We start from the raw sequence: 16622 nt of genomic DNA, 5'->3' as shown, positions 1-16622 counted from the left end.
GGGGCTGCCTCTTTTAAACATCAAATACAGATCCAAATTTGGGTGTAAAAAACCTCTGGTAAGTCTTAGTAGCATACTCGTCTGTCATGCCCGAAACATAATCACATATAACTCGCATTCTAAGGTTTCCGGTGGCTTTGTTGTACTTATCAAGTGTTTCCCTGGGTAAAAAGGATTCAGGATCTCTAACAAGTTCTCCAAATATAGAAAAAATCATTCTCTGACCTTTGCTCTCAAGAACCCTAACGCGATGGGTCTTGATCACTTCATTAGTTATGATTTTTTGAATGGCGCTTCTAAGGCGTGCTGCCTCTTCCCCTAACTTGAACCCGTACTTAAGAATAGGATGGCTAAGTTCTTCGTGCTCATATTGAATAACCGAATGTATAAAAAAGTAGACCATATTGCTTATGCCCTGTTTAACTAAATTGCCCTCTTTAGAGAATATTCTTTGATTCCATTTTTCTATCTCAAGTCGTGTAGCCTCTGAATAATCTGCGGACTTTATATACGCATCCCACATCTCGCGATTGATAAGCTTAAGTTTTATACAGTCTTCCAAATCATGTACTGTATATGCTATATCATCTGCGGTCTCCATAAGGCTACAATCCAAGGATTTATGTAAGGGTTTACACTTATAATCTAACTTCTTAAATTCTGTGACATCCTCTGAGCAAAAAATTTTGAGCACCCAGTCTAAGACGTCTAGATCGCAATCATATATACATTTTGGTGGTTTAAGTTCGGCATCAGGATACTTATCAATATCTGTACCTCTCCTAAAGTCGTTTGTCATGGAATTGGAATAGGTAGTAGGATACTTTAGAACTCCTAGTAGCGTTCGACGTGTTGGATTCAATCCAGAATTCTGTGAGTATTTTTCTAGTTTGGAAAGTATCCTAAACGTCTGAGCGTTGCCTTCAAATCCTCCATACTCACGCATGGCAAAGTTTAGTGCACGTTCTCCTCCGTGGCCGAAAGGAGGATGACCGTAGTCATGAGAGAGACATATAGCTTCTAGAAGTCTCTCGTCTGGTAAATACTTTTCAATGTTTGAGCCCGCGAACCTTCTTTGAATTTCTAATAAGATACCTACACCTATTTGAGCAACTTCAAGAGAATGCGTCAGGCGGGTTCTATAAAAATCGCTGTCTCCTAGACCTAACACTTGTGTCTTAGTTTGTAATCTCCTCAAAGCTGCACTGTGTATGATTCTTGAATAGTCTTTACGGTATTGACTGCGCGCATCATCCTCATGAGCAGCTTCCGGCGTACGCCTTTCTTCCCAAGTGGGTTCAACAATTGCTGTCATTTGGTCGAGTGTACTGTAAACGCCAAGCCCAAGCCCCCGCTTCGGCTCCCTTCTGGGGGTGGCGGGGGCTTGGCGTGGGCGGGGTTACGGGAGTTCGTCGCCGGGGAGGGGCGGGGCGTCGGGCACTTTGTCCAGCACGGCGAGGAAGGCTTCCCGTTTCAGGGCCACTGTCAACTGTTCGCGCAGCCGGGGCAAATGCTCGGTCAACACCGGCACCACTTCTTCGGGGTCTGTGCCGTCATAGTCGTGAATCAGCACGTCGCGCAGGCCTGCCATGCCGCGCCAGGGAATATCGGGGTATTGGGCGCGGGTGGCTTCCGGGCAACGCTTGGCGGCTTCACCGATGATTTCCAGATTGCGGTGAACGGCGTCCCGAATCAGGCGGCTGTCCCGGTAATTCTGTACGTCGCCGCCGAGGTACTCCGCTATGACCTCGGCGCTGTCCAGCATTTGCGCGAGGTACAGGGCGGGATTCTTGCCGGCGTTCAAAGCGGTTGCGCCTCGCGCTGAATGCGGTCCCGGATAAGGGGGTGCAGCGTGGCGGGGTTCACCACATCCACCGGCAGGCCCAGCAGGTCTTGCAGGTCGGCGCGGAAGGCGGCGCGGTCTAGCAGGCTGCGGCCCGTTTCCAGCCGCACCAGCAGGTCAAGGTCGCTCTGCGGGCTCGCGGTGCCCCGGACCGTGCTGCCGAACACCCGCAGGTCGGCCACCCCATGACGCCGGGCCAGGGCGTCTATCGCCTGTCGGTGCCCCCGTAGGGCCTGCATGTCCATAGCGCCATGCTAGCGCGGGGGCGGGTAGATCGGTAAATCTCACGTCTCTACGCTCTTCTGTCTCCATGAAGCCTTTTCTCGCGGCGCTGGCCCTGCTCGGTCTCAGCGCACCGGCAGCGGCGCTCAAGCCTCAGCTTTCCGGCCTGCTCGACCGCCAGAAGATGCCCGACCCAGCGTACGCAGCAGTCATGGGCGGCTGGGTGGTCAACGTGCCCTGGGCCGAGCTGGAGCCGCAGCCGGGGCAAATTGCACCGAATAACGAGCTGGACCAGGCGATTGCGGCGGCGCGGGCCTGGAACCGGGCGCACCCGTCGCACCCCCTGTTTCTGAAGCTGCGGGTGGTGGCGGGCATCGAGTCGCCGGATTGGGTCAAGGCGCGCTTTGGCCCCCCGCTGGCCGTGACCTCGCCCCAGAGCGGCGCGGCGGGCACGGTGCCGCGCTTCTGGACGCCCGACTTCATGGCGGCCTATGCCAAGTTGCACGCGCAGTTGGCGGCCAAATATGACGCCGTACCGGAATTGCGCGAGGTGGTCACGGCGGGCTGCACCAGCGTGTACGCCGAGCCGCTGATTCGCCAGGGGTCCGACCGCGCCTGGATTCGTGACCTGCTGGCGGCGGGCTACACTGACAAACTGGACGAAGCGTGTCAGGTCGCCCAGATAGACGCGGCGCGGGCCTGGAAGGGGACGCGGGTGAGCCTGTCGTTCAACCCCTACCAGCGCGTGAGCAGCGCGGGCAAGGTGACGCCTGACCTCGCCTTCACCCTGCGCCTGATGGACGAGTGCCGCGCCCGCCTGGGGCCGCAGTGCGTACTGGCGAACAACTCGCTGCGGGTGGCCGAGCAGGGCGGGGACTACCCGCAGATGTACGCCCGCATGAAAGCCCTCAGCGCCCCGCTGATGTTCCAGACGGCGACGCTGGCAAAAGTCGGCGACCTGAAGGGCACGCTGCAAAAAGCCGTAGACCTCGGCGCGGCGGCGGTGGAACTCCCGGCAGGGTATGCGCGCACGGCCCCCGCCGACCTCGCCCCCTTTGACACGGCCCTGCGGAAAAACGCGAAGTGACGTAAAAACCCCCGGCACTCGCAGGTACCGGGGCAGAGAAATGAAGGCTTACTTGTTGGTGGCGGGCGTGGTGACTTCCACGGCGGTCAGGGTTTCGGTCACGCGGAAGACGTGCTCGGCGCCTTTGGGCACGCGGTAGCTGTCGCCCGCGCTCAGGGTGAGGGTCTGACCGTCCACCGTCAGCTCCACCTGCCCGGAGATGACATAGCCCAGCGTTTCGTACTCGTGGCTGCGGGGGGTTTTGTCGGCGGTGTCGCTCGGCTCCTCGTTGTGCCACAGGCGCATGGAGCTGTTGTAGCCGGCAATCAGGTGGTGTTCGCTGTCTTTGCCGTGCTGGGTTTCATCGCGGCTGACTTTGTAGGTCTTGGCTTGGGTCATGCGCCGAGCGTGGCAGGGCGCGGGTGGGGAAGGGTGAGGGGGAACTTCAGCGGGGTTCACGCTGCGCGGCGGCGGGCACGCGGCGCTGGGCGAGGCTTTAGTCAGACTTCACTCGCCGCTGAGAGGGTAGCCGTGCATACGCTCTGGGGGCGGGCGGCTGTGGTGCAGTAGGCCGTATGACGACCACCGAACAGTTTATGCAGGCCCTGCAACAGGCCGAAAGCACCGGCAACGTGGACGCGCTGGTGGCCCTCCACGCGCCCGACGCGACGCTGCGCAACCTGACCGACCGGACCTGGCAGGGCACGGACGGCGCCCGCGACTTCTGGCAGACTTACCTGGGCAACTTCGAGCGCATCCACAGCGAATTTACCCACAGCCAGGAGCAGAGCGGCCTGGGTGTGATGGAATGGACCGCCGAGGGTGAACTCAAGGGCGGCCAGCCCATCAGCTACCGGGGCGTGAGCCTGATCGACGTGGACGGCAACCAGGTCAAAGCCTTCCGCACCTACTACGACAGCGCGTCGTTCGTGCAGCCGACCGCTGAGAGCTGAGCACACCGCTTTTTAGCATTTGACAAAAGAATTGCCTCGCACTGTTTGACCCTCTACCAAGAGGAGACTTGTAAAGCTGCGAAGCAGAGGGCCTGCCAAAGGCAGGGGTGAGGGGTCTTTATTACGTCAAATGCTCTAAGCTATTCAGAACAACTGAGAGCAGGGGGCCGGGTGAGTGTCCTCTGCTTTTTCTTTGTGTGCCGCCCAGCTCTACCCTGAGGTTCACATCCCCTCCGCACCCCGAATGCGGCCCCGCCACGCCAGCCACGCGGTCCACAGGTGCAGCGCGGCCCCCAGCAGGTGCAGCAGCGGACGCTGCCCGGCGGCGGCCCAGGCGAGGCAGACCGCCAGCCCCAGCAGGTTCAGGCCCACGCCGACGAGCAGGGTGAGGCGCTGGTGCGGCGTGTCGTACATCGGGGTGCGCGGCAGTGGGTCGTGCAGGGCGTCTTGCGCCTCGGCGTAGCGGATGACCGTCAGCACGCCGTACACGAGCAGCAGCCCGCCAAGCGACATGTTGCCCAGCCCCAGGTAGCGGTTCACGTCACCGTAGTCCAGCGCGCCCAGCGCGAACTCGGCCAGCGATGCCAGCACGCACGCCGCCCCCAGCCCCAGCGTGAGCGGGGTGGAGTAGTTGGGGGGGTCGCCGAACGCATCTGCCGCCAGTGTAGGCCGCCGCCCGGGCGGGGAAAGCGTTTTAGCGCCCCCTTAACCGCCTCCCGGCATCCTCCGGTCACGGTCGGGGACGGTCCCCGGCTTCCACTTCAAGGAGCGTGACCGCATGAAAAACCGTCTTCCCCTGATCGCCTGGGCCGCGTTGCCCCTCAGCATCGGCCTCGCCTTCGCCGCGCAGCCCCAGCGCGTGCAGCCAGTCCAGCCCGGTCAGACCCAGCAACAGCCGAACCAACAGGGTCAGCAGGGCCAGAACCTCGACCAGCCGGGCCTCCCCCAGACCCAGAAAGGCCAGAGCCAGAACGGCCAGCGCCCGGCGGCTCCGCAGGGCAGCGGCACCAACTACGCCGACGTGTTCCTGCAAAAGCTCGCCGCGCAGCTCGGCATCGGCGTGGACAGGCTCAAGGCCGCCGCCACCGCTGCCGGGAGCGCCACCATCGACCAGGGCGTGCAGGCGGGCGACTTGCCCAGTGACCGCGCCGCCGAGATGAAGGGGCGCCTGAGCGAGAATCCTTTCGCTTTCGGCGGTCCTGGCGGCCCCGGTGGTCACGGCCCGCACGGGCACGGCGGCCCCGGCGAGAACCGGGATGGTGGCCGCGACCGTGGACCACACGGCATGGGTAACCATGACGACGATGACCACGCCCAGGGCGACACGGGTGACGAGGGCGATGACGACACGGACACCCAGGCCAGCGCCGAGAACAGCAACTTTACCTTCTGAGTGTTGAGGGTGAGAGCAGGCCGCCGGGCAGCACATCTCCGGCGGCTTTTTACGCAATGCTCAGTTCGCCCGGCAACAGCGAGTACACGTACATATCCTTCCGCTCGCTGCCCACGTACTGGTACTGCCGCAGCAGTCCCTCGCGCCGGAAGCCGACCCGTTCCGCCGTGCGCCATGACGCCTCGTTCCAGGGTTCGACATAGAGTTCCAGCCGCTCGAACTGTCCCAGGCCAAACCCTGCCAGGGCCGACAACGCCGCTGCCGCCGCGCCCTGGCCCCGCGCCGAGGCCAGCAGCCAGTAGCCCAGCGACGCTGTTTCGTGCCGCTGCGGCCACAGCCCGATTTGCCCCAGCGCGGGCGCGTCCCCCTCAGCCACCGCCAGCGACCAGCCCTGACCGCTGCTCAGGCGCTCGTGTTGCCGGGCGATGAAGGCCAGCGCCCCCGCCTCGTCGCAGGCAGCGGGCACGGTGGTGATCAGCGGAATCAGCGGGTCGTGGGACGCCGCGACAATGCTCGGCACGTCGAGCTGGGCAAAAGGCCGCAGCGTGTACGGCCCCGCGCGCAGGGTGATCGGCAACAGCGGCGGCATGGGCGCAGTCTGCCACGGCAGGGCAGGGGCGCACGGCGGCGTAGGCACGAAAAACCCCCTCTCCACTGGGGAAAGGGGGCCGGGAGAACTGAAATCGGGTTTAGCGCGGCTCGACTTCCACCATTTCGCTGGCTTCGATGATGTCGCCTTCCTGCACGTCGTTCCAGTCGATGTTGATACCGCACTCGTAGCCCTGCTGGACTTCGCGCACGTCGTCCTTGAAGCGCTTGAGGCCGACCACGGTGCCCTCGTACACGACTTCCTTGCCACGCGTCACTTTGGCCTTGGCGTTGCGCTTGAACATGCCGTCGGTGACATACGACCCGGCGATGTTGCCGCTCTTGGGGTGGTGAATGACCATCCGCACTTCGGCGCGGCCCAGGTACTGCTCCTCGAACACGGGATCGAGGTTGCCCTTGATCAGGCGGTCCACCTCGTCGATCATCTCGTAGATGATGCGGTAGGCCTTGATCGGGATTTCCTTGGTTTCGGCGACCTTGGTCACCGCCGCCGAGGGGGTCACGTTGAAGCACAGGATTTGCGCTTCGGCGGTGCTGGCGAGCAGCACGTCGCCTTCGGTCGGCGCGCCGATGCCCGCGAGCATCACGTTGAGCTTGACATCCTCGGTTTCCTTGCGTGCCAGGATGCCCTGAATGGCTTCCAGGCTGCCCTGGGTGTCGGCGCGCAGAATCAGGTTGACGGTGTGGACTTCGCCGAGCGGCCCGAGCAGGTCGGCGAGGCTGCGCTGCGCCTTGCGGCGTTCGCGGGCGTCTTCCTCGTCGCGGCGATCCGAAGCGCGCTGCGCCACGATTTCACGGGCGGCGTGCTCGTTCTTGGCGCTGACCACCGTTTCACCGCTGCTCGGCACTTCCGAAAAGCCCAGAATCTGTACCGGGGTACTGGGGCCGGCTTCCTTAATGCGTCCGCCGTTGCTGTCGGTCATCGCCTTGATCTTGCCGTAGTTCTCGCCCACGACCAGGAAATCCCCGACGTGCAGCGTGCCTTCCTGCACCATCACGGTGGCGAGGACGCCCGCTTGCTTGTCCACGCGGCCTTCGATGATGACGCCGCTGAACTGGCCCTTGGGGTCGGCGCGCAGGTCTTCGAGTTCGGCAGTCAGCGAGATGTATTCGAGCAGGTCTTCGACGCCTTCGCCGGTCTTGGCGCTCACCGGCACCACGATCACGTCACCGCCGTACTCTTCGGGCACGAGGTTGAGCTGCGTGAGGTCGGTCTTGACCTTTTCAGGATCGGCCTGCGGCAGGTCGACCTTGTTGATGGCGATCAGCATCGGCACCTTGGCGGCCTGTGCGTGGGCAATCGCTTCGCGGGTCTGCGGCATCAGGCTGTCGTCGGCGGCAATCACGATGATGGCGATGTCGGCCACGTTCGCCCCGCGCGCGCGGATGGTCGTGAAGGCTTCGTGGCCGGGGGTGTCGATAAAGACGATCTTGCCCTTGCTCGTCTTGGCCTCGAACGCCCCGACGTGCTGGGTGATGCCGCCGGCTTCCTTGGCCGCCACGCGGGTCTTGCGGATGTAGTCGAGCAGGCTGGTTTTGCCGTGGTCGACGTGCCCCATGATGGTGACCACCGGAGCGCGGTGGGGCAGGTCGCTCGCTGGTTCGGCGTCGGCCTGGGCCGCTGCCGCCGGGGTTTCGTCGGCTTCTTCAGGCTCGGCGGTGGCCGCAGCAGGAGCAGAAGCCGCTGCCGGGGCCGCGTCGCCGCCCTCCGCCGCTTCGTCGGCCAGAATCTGCTTGATGATTTCGACGTTTTCCTCGTCGATGGTGCTGCTCACGCTCTTGTACGAGACGCCGAGGCCGTCGAGGATTTCGAGCATCTTGTGATTGTCGACGCCAAGGTCTTTGGCGAGGGTATAAATACGGACTTTCGACATGACTCACCTCCGGGTGAGTGAAAAAAAGTGGGGAAGAAGCAGGAACTACATGGCGGCGCTCGCGGTGTTCATGGACGCGGTGGGGTCTCTGGCGGTGACGGCTGAGGTTCCGGCGTCTGAGTCTTGAGCAGTTCGCTGACCGCACTGGCCTGGGCGCGAAAGGCCCGTCGCAGCGGCTTTTCCTGCCAGCACGCGGGCGAGTCGGCGCAGACGTACACCCCACGTCCGGTGCGCTGGCGCTGCTGGATTGCCCAGCCTTCGCCCTGCTGGGTCAGGCGCAGCAGTTCTCCCTGGGGGCGCTTGCGGCGGCAGGCGACGCAGGTGCGCTCGGGCGTGTGCCGCTCAGGAATAGACCCGGTCATGCTCGGGCCGCCGGGCCGGCGCTCAGCTTTCGGGGTTGACATCGTCGGGGCTGGCGGTCGCCACCGACTTGGAGTCCTTGAACAGCGCGTCGAAGGCCGACTGCGCGGCGTTTTCATTGCCGCCGCCCTGCTGCTCTTCTTCCAGCGCCTGCTGCATCGCCGCGTCGAGGTCGCTGATGGCCGCCGTTTCGCGCAGGTCGATCTTGAAGCCGGTCAGCTTGGCCGCGAGGCGCACGTTCTGGCCGCCCTTGCCGATGGCGAGCGAGAGCTGGTCGGGCGTCACGGTGACGGTGGCGTCGCGGCTGTCTTGCTGCACTTCGATGGGGCCGACCTTGGCGGGCGAGAGCGCGTTGCGGATGAACTCGCGGGTGTTGGCGTCCCACAAGATGACGTCCACCCGCTCGCGCCCGAGTTCGCCGGTCACGGCCTGAATGCGGTTGCCACGGTGCCCGATGCACGCGCCGATGGGGTCCACGTTGGAGTTGTGCGAGAACACCGCCACCTTGGAGCGCTGACCGGCTTCACGGGCAATCGCCTTGACTTCCACGATGCCGTTGGCGACTTCGGGAATTTCCTGCTTGAGCAGGTAGTCGAGCAGCCTTTCATCCGCGCGTGAAGCCAGGATGGTCGGCCCCTTAGGGGTCTTGCGGACTTCCTTGAGGTAGATCTTGACGCGTCCGCCGGGGGTCAGCTTTTCGCCGGGGATCTGCTCGCGGGGGGGCAAAATCGCTTCGCCCGCGCCGAGCTCGACAAACCAGTTGCCCTTGTTGTCGCTGCGCACCACCTGCGCGTTGAGCACCTGCCCTTCGCGGTCCTTGTACTCGTTGAAGACCACGTTGCGCTCAGTTTCGCGCATCTTCTGGGTCAGGGTCTGCTTGGCGGCTTGCAGCGCGATGCGGCTGAACATCTCCTGGTCCACCGGAAATTCCATCTCCATCCCGATTTCCACGCCGGGGTCGAGTTCGAGGGCGTCGGCGAGCGAAATCTGCATGTGCTCGTCTTCGACCTTTTCGACCACTTCGCGCACGATCAGCACTTCGAGCACGCCGCTCTGGGGGTCGAGGTGCACTTCGATGCGCTTGTCGGGCTCGACGTTGCGCACATACGCCTGCTGAAGCGACTGCTCGAACGCTTCGATCAGTTGCAGTTCATTGATGTTGCGGGCCTGCGCCACTTCACGCAGCGCCTCCGCAAAGTTCACGTCCTGGGACATAACCACTCCTTGCAAAACAGCTTTTTGATCTTTGAAAAAGGGGGACGGCGCGGCTCAGCGGTGCCGGTCGGGAAACTCGGCGAGCGAGGCCTGAATGTCAGCCACGTTCACGCTGAGGTCTTCGCCGCCGTGCTCGAAGGTCACGGTGTCGCCCTCGACGGCCTTGATGGGCGCGGTGAAGTTGTGCTCGCCGCGTCCGGGCAGGCTGCGGACCTTGGCCTTGAGGCCGATCATGCGCTCGAAATGCCGGGCGCGCAGCAGGGGCCGCTTGCCACCGGGCGACTCGAATTCCAGCCGGTATTCCTCTTCAATCGGGTCCACCCGGTCAAATTCGGCCTCGGCGGCGCGGCTCGCGGCGGTCAGGTCGTCCATCGTCACAGGTTGCTCGTCGAGCCGGTCAATGCGCACCAGCACGATCAAATCACGCCCTTCGCGCTGCTGGGTGACTTCCAGCACCTCGAAGCCGAGCGGGCGCACCGCGCCGTCCGCCAGGTCAAAAAGCACCGAATTGTTATTCGTTTTGTTATTCATATTGTTGCCGCCGTGCCACGGGGACCGTCCCTGGGGTCAGCGTCTTCACCACCTCCTCCACGAAAAAAGGTGGGCCGGAAACTTCAGCACCCACCCCCTGGTTCGAGGATTTGACCCCCAGTATAGCGCAAGGCCGCCCCTCAACCGGGCGCGGGGTGACGATAGCGGGGCTTTAAACGGCCTCTCAGTCAATTACACTCTGTCCATGAAAAAGCTGATGCTGGCGCTCGCGGCGGCCCTGCTTACGGGCTGCACCTCGACGGTCCCCCCAAACCCCGAGAAGCCCACTCCAGGTCAACCCGAGCCTGGACAACACGAACCCGGTCAACCTGATCCTGGTCAACACCGTGTCGGGACAGCCGACGGCGCCCTGGGCGAGCGCCTGAGCCTCAGCGGGCAGGTGCAGAGCTGGACGCCGGCCAGGGCAGCGGACCTGTTCCTGGCGGGGCAGAAAATCGGCACCGTCGACGCGGCGGGCCATTGGCGCGTGGAAGGCCAGGCCACGCCACCGCAACTGTGGCCTGTCAGTGAGATATTTCCGCAGTGGTTGGGAGCGGTGGAAAAGGTGGACAGCACCAAGTGCAAGGCCGATTTGTCGGTGTCGGACCCGGCGGCGCAGGTGGCGACCTACGAGGGCTGGCAGCTGAGCAACGACGCCAGTATGCGCGCCCTCCTTTCGCCCATTCCGTCCCGCCCGGCACTGGTCCGCTCCCGGTCTGAAGGCAAGACGGCGTGGGTCACGTTTCTGGTCTACGCCGACCGCCCGGTGGACCTGCAAGGAGAGCGGACGTGCGTCGTGACCGGCTGGAACGGCACCCCTACGCCCCCGCGCTGGGAGCAGAAAAGTGAACTGGACCTGACGCTCGCCAAAGGCTGGAACGTGGTCACCCGCCAGGCCACCTACGACGTGGGTGCCAGCGGCCACGACGTGAGCACCCGCACCTGGGACGGCGAGGCGCAGCCTGAGCTGCCATGGGGGTACAACGGCACGCCCTTCTGAAGGGAAGAGCCGCCTGCCCCTCCGCGTTTCCTGGCTTCGGGGGCGCGGAGTTTGCCCTGTTGGCCTGCCAATCCCCCTTTAACCGCTCCGCGCCATCTTCTTCACATGACTGGACTTTTCGCTCGCTTGCGCCCGCCCTATCGCCTGCGCAGCGTCTATGAACGGCTGCTGGGCACCGAGGTCGAGGTGCAGGTGGTGGCGGGCACCCGCGCCCAGGCCGAGGCCGCTGAGAATGCCGCGCTGGACGAACTTGAGCGGCTGACCGCTGTCCTCAACCGCTTCGATCCCAGCAGCGAGTTTTCCCGCTGGTTGGCAAGTCCAGGCGAGCGCGTGCGCCTCAGCCCCGAGCTGCTCGCGGTGCTGGAACGCGCCGAGCACTGGCAGCAGGTCACGGGCGGTGCCTTTCACCCTGGGGCCGATGCGCTCGGGGCGCTGTGGCAGGCGGCAGCGGCGCGGGGCGAGGCGCCCGACCCGGCAGCCCTCGCCCGGCAGGTGGCCGAGCTGCGTGCTCCCCTCTGGACCCGGCACGGCGACGGCAGCGCGACGGTTCACGCCCGCTTCCCGCTGGGGCTCAACGCCTTCGCCAAGGGCTTTATCGTGGACCGGATGGCCGAAACCGCCTTCGCCGCGCCGGGCGTGCGAGCGGTGCTGGTGAACGCTGGGGGCGACCTACGAACACTCGGTGGGGATGGGCTGAGTGTAGCGGTGGCCGACCCCTTCACTGCCCGCGACGACGCGCCTCCACTGACGACGGTGTGGGTCCAAAACGGCGCGCTGGCAACCAGCGGCGGCGCCCGGCGGGGACACCGAGTGGGGAAGAAGTGGCACTCGCACCTCCTTGACCCGCGCACTGGGCAACCGGTGGAAGCGGTGCCCGGCGTCACTGTGACCGCGCCCGATTGCGCCATGGCGGACGCGCTGGCGACGGCCCTGAGCGTTCTCGCCCCCGCTGACGGCCTGCGCCTTGCTGACGAAACCCCCGGCTGCGCGGCCCTGCTGGTCACGCGGGACGGCGCGCAGCTCCAGAGCACGAACTGGCGTTAACCGCCGCCTAACGTCTTCCGGGCATCTTCTGCTCAGAACCACAGCACGGCCACAAGGAGAAGACCTATGACCAGAAACGAAACTGCCCCCGAAGTCCAACAGACCCGCCGTTCCTTTCTCGGCAAGCTCGCCGTCGCTGCCGCCGCGCTCGGCGCCTCGCGCGTGGTGCCCGGCGCGCTGGCGGAGGCCGCGACCAGCAGCAAAGCCTGGGCCAGCGGCATGCAGCTCGATATTCAGTTCAGCGTGGCGACCAAAGCCAGTGGGCGAGTTAAGCGCCCCTTTGTGGCGGTCTGGATCGAGGACGAGAGCGGCAAAACCGTCCGCACCCTGACGGTGTGGGTACAGCAGCGCCGCCTGAACCCGCGCTGGCTCGAAGAAAGTCTGCGCCGCTGGACCCGCGACAACGGCCAGCTCGTGAGCACGGTGAGCAGCGCCACCCGTAACCCCGGCACCTACGCGGTCGCCTGGGACGGCAAAACCGACAAGAACGCACTCGCGCCGCAGGGCGACTACTATGTCTGCGTCGAGTCGGGCCGCGAGCATGGTCCCTACGGGCTGGTGCGCCAGAAGGTGAGCGTCGGAACGAGCGCCTTCAAAAAGAGCCTGGGGGCCGACGGCGACATCGAGGCCGTGAATGTCAGCTTCGGCAAGGCCTGAGCGGGACGTGGCCCCGGCCCGCCGCCCCAACGCTAAGGCCCCCAATGCTAAGGCGCAGGCGAACAAGTGGCTGCGCTGGCTGCACACCTACACCTCCATGATCAGCCTGCTTGCGGTGCTGTTTTTTGCGCTGAGCGGCGTGACCCTCAACCATCCCGATTGGGTGTTCGGCACGCAGGAAGTCGAGCAGAAGGTGACGGGCACGCTGCCGGGCGGCTGGATCAAGGGCGGCGAGGTCAACTGGCTCACCACCGCCGAGGCCCTCCGTGAGCAGCAAAACCTGCACGGGCACGCCGACAGCCCCCGGGTGGACGGCACCGAGGCGAGCGTGTCCTTTCTGGCCCCCGGCTACAGCGCCGACGCAGTCATCGACACGCAGACCGGCAAGTATACGGTGGACATCCAGCAACAGGGCGCGGTAGCGGTTCTCAACGACCTGCACAAGGGCCGCGACGCCCCCGGCGCGTGGAAATGGGTGATTGACCTCAGCGGCGTGTTTCTGACGGTGGTGGCCCTCACCGGCATCGGCGTGCTGCTGTTCCTGAAAAAGACCCGCGTGCAGGCCCTGAGCGTGCTGGGCATCGGTGCCGCGCTGCTGCTGGCGCTGGGCTGGGTGGCGCTGCGCTAAGCGACCTCTGCTAGACACCCCGCCCGCCGCCGCCCTTCCCCGCGCTACCTTCCCCTCATGTTGACCCGCCGCACTTCGTGGTGGCCCCGCTCCCGCTGGGTCTGAGTGCCGCGTTTTCTTATCTCCGCACACGCCCCGGCTTTCCGCGCCCGGGGCGTTTTGTTGTGCCCCGCTCAGTCCATAAGGAGTCCTGCCCATGTCCCAGACCTCTGCCCACCCGACCTGTCTCGCCGTCCATGAACTCAATGCCGACCTCGACACGCCCGTCACCGCTTACCTCAAGGCCGCACAGGGAGAAACGGTGTCGTTCTTGCTCGAAAGCGTGGAAGCGGGCGAAAAGCTGGGGCGCTACTCGTTTATCGGCGTGGGCGAGCAGGGCACGTTTCGCGCCTGCGCCGGACGGGTGCAGAGCAGCGGGCAATTCGGTGACTTCGACGGCGAGGAAGCCGACCCGCTCGCCCGGCTCTACCGCGTCACGACCCGCCCGCTGGACGTGCCCGCCGGATTGCCTGCGCTGGTAGGCGGCGCAGTGGGGTACGCGGCCTACGACATCATCCGCGCCTACGAAAAGCTGCCCGACGCCAACCCCGATGAACTGAAGCTGCCCGACGCGCTGTTCGTGGCGCCGCGTGGGCTGGTGATTTTCGACCACCTCAAGCACCGGCTGGTGGTGGTGGCGGCTGCGGAGGAGCAGGCGCAGGCCGACGCCGAGGTGGAGCGCCTGCTCACCCGGCTGCGCGGCCCGCTGCCGGAGGTGCCGGGGCAAACGCCCACCGCCGCGCCCGAGTTCCGCAGCAACTTCACGCCGGCGGAGTACATGGAGGCGGTGCGCCGGGGCAAGGAGTATGTCCACGCGGGCGACATTTTCCAGTTCGTGCCCTCGCAGCGTTTCAGCGCCGAGCTGGGCGACCTGCACCCCTTCGCGCTCTACCGCGCCCTGCGGCGGGTGAACCCCAGCCCCTACCTCGGCTATCTGGCGCTGGGCGAGGTGACACTGGTGGCGAGCAGCCCCGAGAGCCTGCTGCGCAGCGACGGCGTGAGCGTGGTCACCCGTCCGATTGCCGGCACCCGCAAGCGCGGGGCGACTGAGGCCGAGGACGACGCGCTCGCCGCCGAACTGCTCGCCGACGAAAAGGAGCGCGCCGAACACTTAATGCTGGTGGACCTCGGGCGCAACGACATCGGCAAGGTGAGCGCTTACGGCACCGTCAAGGTCGAAAACGCCTTTTCCATCGAGCGCTACAGCCACGTCATGCACATCGTCTCGGGCGTGCGCGGCGAACTGCGGGAGGGGCAGACGCCACTGCACGCGCTCGCCTCGGTGCTACCGATGGGCACGGTCAGCGGCGCACCCAAAATCCGGGCGATGGAAATCATCGACGAACTCGAACCCGTGCGCCGGGGGCCGTATGGCGGCTGCTTCGGCTACGTCGCTTTCGATGGCAGCCTCGACATGGCGCTCACCCTGCGGACGATGGTGATTGCGAACGGCAAGGTCCACATCCAGGCCGGGGCGGGTGTGGTCGCCGACAGCGTGCCCGAGCTGGAGGAGCAGGAAACGCGCAACAAGGCGGCGGCCCTGATGCGGGCGGTGGAGCTGGCGGCGGGGGGGCTGTGAGGCTCCCCGCCGCCTGATACGGAGCTGATACGGATTCCGATTGAATCTGGTGGTTTCAGATTCAATCCGACTTGCAAAGCTGCGCAGCAGAGCGGATGCGAGCAGGAAAAAATACGGATTCCGCGATATGGATGCACAGGCGGCGCTTTTCCGACATCTCTGAAGAAGAGTTCAGCTCTGTATGACTCGCCCGCCAGAGGCCATAGAACCCCGGCAAAACACGTCTAGACCGCTGTTTATGCTTCCTTAAAGCTCCCGCCGCTCACATCCGCCGGACCGGGGGGCGGGCGTCTTATACCCCTGATGAAAATCAAGCTGACCGCCTACCTGACCAGCCTCGCGCTGCTGTCGTCCGCCGCCGTCGCGCTGCCGCGTGCCCTCCCGAGCGCTCCCGTATCGCAGGCGGCGGGCAAGCTCGAAGTCGTGCACCGCTTCTACGGCCACATGCCCATCGGCGTGACCGTCAACTCGCAGGGCCGCATGTTCGTCTCCTACCCCAACTGGGAAGACGACGTGCCCTTCTCGATTGCCGAGATCAAGGGCGGGCGGGAAGTGCCCTACCCCAACCGCGCCATCAACACCCGTGACCTATCGAAGCCCGACACCACCTTCATCGGCGTGCAGGGGCTGCTGGTGGACGCCCGGGACCGGCTGTGGGTGCTCGACACCGGCACCAGGAACCTGGGACCGATTCTCGACCAGCGGGCGGTCAAGCTGGTGGGCATCGACACCCACACCAACGAAGTCGTCAAGACCATCCACTTTCCTGCCGACGTGGCGCTGAAAAATACTTACCTCAACGACCTGCGCATCGACCTGCGTCAGGGCACGGGCGGCGTGGCATACATCACCGACTCGGGGGCCAAGAGCGGCTCGGGGCTGATCGTGGTGGACCTCGCCAGCGGCAAATCGTGGCGCAAGCTGACGGGCGACGAGACCGTTAAGCCCGTGCCTGGCTTCGTGCCCTACGTGGAGGGGCAGGCCCTCTTCCAGCGGCCCAAGGGCGGCCCGGCCACCCACCTGGGCTTCGGGGCCGACTCGCTTGCCATCAGCCCCGACGGCGCCACGCTCTACTACGCGCCCACCGCCTCGCGCCGGCTCTACGCCGTGCCGACCGCCGCGCTGCGTGACCAGGGCCTCAGCGACGCCGAGGTGAAAAAGCAGGTGAAGGACCTGGGCGAGAAGGGCGCCGCCGACGGCCTGGCCGAGGACACCGCCGGAAACATCTACATCACCAACTACGAGCAGGGCGCCCTGGTGCGCCGCCTGCCGACCGGCGAACTGCAAACGCTGGCGCGTGACCCCCGCCTGATCTGGCCCGATACGCTGGCAATACAGGGCAGCTACCTGTACGTCCTCAACGACCAGCTCAACCGTCAGGGCGGCTACCACTTCGGCAAGGACCAGCGCGTCAAGCCCTACACCCTGCTGCGGATGAAGCTCGATGCCAAGCCGGTGCTGCTGAAATAAGCTGCACGTTGACCCTTCGCCCCGGCCTGAGCGTGAGGTCGGGGCGTTTTGTTGGAGGACTTGGCGGAAACAGACCCCCTCACCCCTTGCTTCGCAAGGGCCTCTCCACCAGCGGAGAGGGTCAAAAACACGCACTTTC

The 16622-nt window shown here is 64.7% G+C and carries 19 protein-coding genes; 9 read left to right on the top strand and 10 right to left on the bottom strand.

Annotated elements, in window-relative coordinates:
- Positions 1-13 precede the first annotated feature (13 nt).
- The 3 genes from DR_RS09245 to DR_RS09235 form a co-directional block, all read right to left on the bottom strand.
- Positions 14-1315, bottom strand: coding sequence for an anti-phage deoxyguanosine triphosphatase (locus DR_RS09245; RefSeq protein WP_010888443.1), 1302 nt, complete (start codon positions 1313-1315; stop codon positions 14-16).
- Positions 1316-1399: 84 nt separating this feature from the next.
- Positions 1400-1804 carry a HepT-like ribonuclease domain-containing protein gene (locus tag DR_RS09240; protein ID WP_010888442.1) on the bottom strand — a complete coding sequence of 135 codons (405 nt, stop codon included), beginning with the start codon at positions 1802-1804 and terminating at the stop codon, positions 1400-1402.
- Positions 1801-2088 (bottom strand): nucleotidyltransferase family protein, encoded by a 288-nt coding sequence (locus DR_RS09235; protein ID WP_010888441.1) that lies wholly within the window; start codon positions 2086-2088, stop codon positions 1801-1803. The genes DR_RS09240 and DR_RS09235 overlap by 4 nt, the downstream gene beginning before the upstream one ends.
- 65 nt (positions 2089-2153) lie before the next feature.
- On the opposite strand from DR_RS09235, the gene DR_RS09230 reads away from it, so the two are divergent.
- Positions 2154-3152, top strand: a complete 999-nt coding sequence (locus tag DR_RS09230; RefSeq protein WP_010888440.1) for a hypothetical protein — start codon at positions 2154-2156, stop codon at positions 3150-3152.
- Between the two features lie 48 nt (positions 3153-3200).
- On the opposite strand, the gene DR_RS09225 is transcribed toward DR_RS09230, so the two are convergent.
- Positions 3201-3530 (bottom strand): cupin domain-containing protein, encoded by a 330-nt coding sequence (locus DR_RS09225; RefSeq protein ID WP_027479784.1) that lies wholly within the window; start codon positions 3528-3530, stop codon positions 3201-3203.
- A gap of 176 nt (positions 3531-3706) precedes the next feature.
- On the opposite strand from DR_RS09225, the gene DR_RS09220 reads away from it, so the two are divergent.
- The gene (locus tag DR_RS09220; protein ID WP_010888438.1) at positions 3707-4084 is read left to right on the top strand and encodes a nuclear transport factor 2 family protein; all 378 of its coding nucleotides are present in this window, start codon (positions 3707-3709) and stop codon (positions 4082-4084) included.
- A 222-nt stretch (positions 4085-4306) separates the two neighbouring features.
- Here DR_RS09220 and DR_RS09215 read toward each other — a convergent pair whose 3' ends face one another.
- Entirely contained in the window at positions 4307-4675 is a 369-nt protein-coding gene (locus DR_RS09215) for a hypothetical protein (RefSeq protein WP_010888437.1), read from the bottom strand.
- Between the two features lie 187 nt (positions 4676-4862).
- Between DR_RS09215 and DR_RS09210 the strand changes: the two genes are divergently transcribed.
- Positions 4863-5477 carry a hypothetical protein gene (locus DR_RS09210; RefSeq protein WP_051618833.1) on the top strand — a complete coding sequence of 205 codons (615 nt, stop codon included), beginning with the start codon at positions 4863-4865 and terminating at the stop codon, positions 5475-5477.
- A gap of 49 nt (positions 5478-5526) precedes the next feature.
- On the opposite strand, the gene DR_RS09205 is transcribed toward DR_RS09210, so the two are convergent.
- From DR_RS09205 to rimP, 5 genes are all read right to left on the bottom strand, one after another.
- Entirely contained in the window at positions 5527-6066 is a 540-nt protein-coding gene (locus DR_RS09205; RefSeq protein WP_010888435.1) for a GNAT family N-acetyltransferase, read from the bottom strand.
- Between the two features lie 100 nt (positions 6067-6166).
- Entirely contained in the window at positions 6167-7960 is a 1794-nt protein-coding gene (gene infB, locus DR_RS09200; RefSeq protein WP_010888434.1) for a translation initiation factor IF-2, read from the bottom strand.
- 68 nt (positions 7961-8028) lie between these two features.
- Positions 8029-8322, bottom strand: a complete 294-nt coding sequence (locus DR_RS09195) for a YlxR family protein (protein ID WP_034350011.1) — start codon at positions 8320-8322, stop codon at positions 8029-8031.
- 22 nt (positions 8323-8344) lie between these two features.
- Positions 8345-9535 carry a transcription termination factor NusA gene (gene nusA / locus DR_RS09190; protein WP_034350009.1) on the bottom strand — a complete coding sequence of 397 codons (1191 nt, stop codon included), beginning with the start codon at positions 9533-9535 and terminating at the stop codon, positions 8345-8347.
- A 54-nt stretch (positions 9536-9589) separates the two neighbouring features.
- Complete coding sequence (gene rimP / locus DR_RS09185; protein ID WP_010888431.1) at positions 9590-10066, bottom strand: ribosome maturation factor RimP; 477 nt, start codon at positions 10064-10066, stop codon at positions 9590-9592.
- Positions 10067-10271: 205 nt separating this feature from the next.
- Here rimP and DR_RS09180 point away from each other — a divergent pair, with 205 nt between their 5' ends.
- From DR_RS09180 to DR_RS09155, 6 genes are all read left to right on the top strand, one after another.
- Entirely contained in the window at positions 10272-11066 is a 795-nt protein-coding gene (locus tag DR_RS09180; RefSeq protein WP_010888430.1) for a hypothetical protein, read from the top strand.
- A 105-nt stretch (positions 11067-11171) separates the two neighbouring features.
- Positions 11172-12110, top strand: a complete 939-nt coding sequence (locus tag DR_RS09175; protein WP_034350008.1) for an FAD:protein FMN transferase — start codon at positions 11172-11174, stop codon at positions 12108-12110.
- Positions 12111-12176: 66 nt separating this feature from the next.
- Positions 12177-12767 (top strand): DUF2271 domain-containing protein, encoded by a 591-nt coding sequence (locus tag DR_RS09170; RefSeq protein ID WP_010888428.1) that lies wholly within the window; start codon positions 12177-12179, stop codon positions 12765-12767.
- Complete coding sequence (locus DR_RS09165) at positions 12745-13395, top strand: PepSY-associated TM helix domain-containing protein (protein ID WP_063653043.1); 651 nt, start codon at positions 12745-12747, stop codon at positions 13393-13395. Before DR_RS09170 ends, DR_RS09165 begins: the two co-directional genes overlap by 23 nt.
- A gap of 196 nt (positions 13396-13591) precedes the next feature.
- Entirely contained in the window at positions 13592-15013 is a 1422-nt protein-coding gene (gene trpE / locus DR_RS09160) for an anthranilate synthase component I (protein WP_010888426.1), read from the top strand.
- Positions 15014-15316: 303 nt separating this feature from the next.
- Positions 15317-16483 (top strand): L-dopachrome tautomerase-related protein, encoded by a 1167-nt coding sequence (locus tag DR_RS09155; protein ID WP_010888425.1) that lies wholly within the window; start codon positions 15317-15319, stop codon positions 16481-16483.
- The last annotated feature ends 139 nt before the right edge of the window (positions 16484-16622 follow it).

Origin of the sequence: Deinococcus radiodurans R1 = ATCC 13939 = DSM 20539, from assembly GCF_000008565.1 — a bacterium.
GTDB lineage: Bacteria > Deinococcota > Deinococci > Deinococcales > Deinococcaceae > Deinococcus > Deinococcus radiodurans.
Note: the sequence above shows the minus strand (reverse complement) of the source record. Positions and strands in the feature narration are given on the sequence as shown.

Bases quoted from the DNA above. Each gene is read 5' to 3' on its own strand.
- DR_RS09195 (WP_034350011.1), bottom strand. From the start codon at position 8,322: ATGACCGGGTCTATTCCTGAGCGGCACACGCCCGAGCGCACCTGCGTC.
- rimP (WP_010888431.1), bottom strand. From the start codon at position 10,066: ATGAATAACAAAACGAATAACAATTCGGTGCTTTTTGACCTGGCGGAC.
- DR_RS09180 (WP_010888430.1), top strand. From the start codon at position 10,272: ATGAAAAAGCTGATGCTGGCGCTCGCGGCGGCCCTGCTTACGGGCTGC.
- DR_RS09220 (WP_010888438.1), top strand. From the start codon at position 3,707: ATGACGACCACCGAACAGTTTATGCAGGCCCTGCAACAGGCCGAAAGC.
- DR_RS09175 (WP_034350008.1), top strand. From the start codon at position 11,172: ATGACTGGACTTTTCGCTCGCTTGCGCCCGCCCTATCGCCTGCGCAGC.
- DR_RS09245 (WP_010888443.1), bottom strand. From the start codon at position 1,315: ATGACAGCAATTGTTGAACCCACTTGGGAAGAAAGGCGTACGCCGGAA.
- DR_RS09155 (WP_010888425.1), top strand. From the start codon at position 15,317: ATGAAAATCAAGCTGACCGCCTACCTGACCAGCCTCGCGCTGCTGTCG.
- DR_RS09230 (WP_010888440.1), top strand. From the start codon at position 2,154: ATGAAGCCTTTTCTCGCGGCGCTGGCCCTGCTCGGTCTCAGCGCACCG.
- DR_RS09205 (WP_010888435.1), bottom strand. From the start codon at position 6,066: ATGCCGCCGCTGTTGCCGATCACCCTGCGCGCGGGGCCGTACACGCTG.
- trpE (WP_010888426.1), top strand. From the start codon at position 13,592: ATGTCCCAGACCTCTGCCCACCCGACCTGTCTCGCCGTCCATGAACTC.
- nusA (WP_034350009.1), bottom strand. From the start codon at position 9,535: ATGTCCCAGGACGTGAACTTTGCGGAGGCGCTGCGTGAAGTGGCGCAG.
- DR_RS09165 (WP_063653043.1), top strand. From the start codon at position 12,745: ATGTCAGCTTCGGCAAGGCCTGAGCGGGACGTGGCCCCGGCCCGCCGC.
- DR_RS09170 (WP_010888428.1), top strand. From the start codon at position 12,177: ATGACCAGAAACGAAACTGCCCCCGAAGTCCAACAGACCCGCCGTTCC.
- DR_RS09210 (WP_051618833.1), top strand. From the start codon at position 4,863: ATGAAAAACCGTCTTCCCCTGATCGCCTGGGCCGCGTTGCCCCTCAGC.
- infB (WP_010888434.1), bottom strand. From the start codon at position 7,960: ATGTCGAAAGTCCGTATTTATACCCTCGCCAAAGACCTTGGCGTCGAC.
- DR_RS09235 (WP_010888441.1), bottom strand. From the start codon at position 2,088: ATGGACATGCAGGCCCTACGGGGGCACCGACAGGCGATAGACGCCCTG.
- DR_RS09225 (WP_027479784.1), bottom strand. From the start codon at position 3,530: ATGACCCAAGCCAAGACCTACAAAGTCAGCCGCGATGAAACCCAGCAC.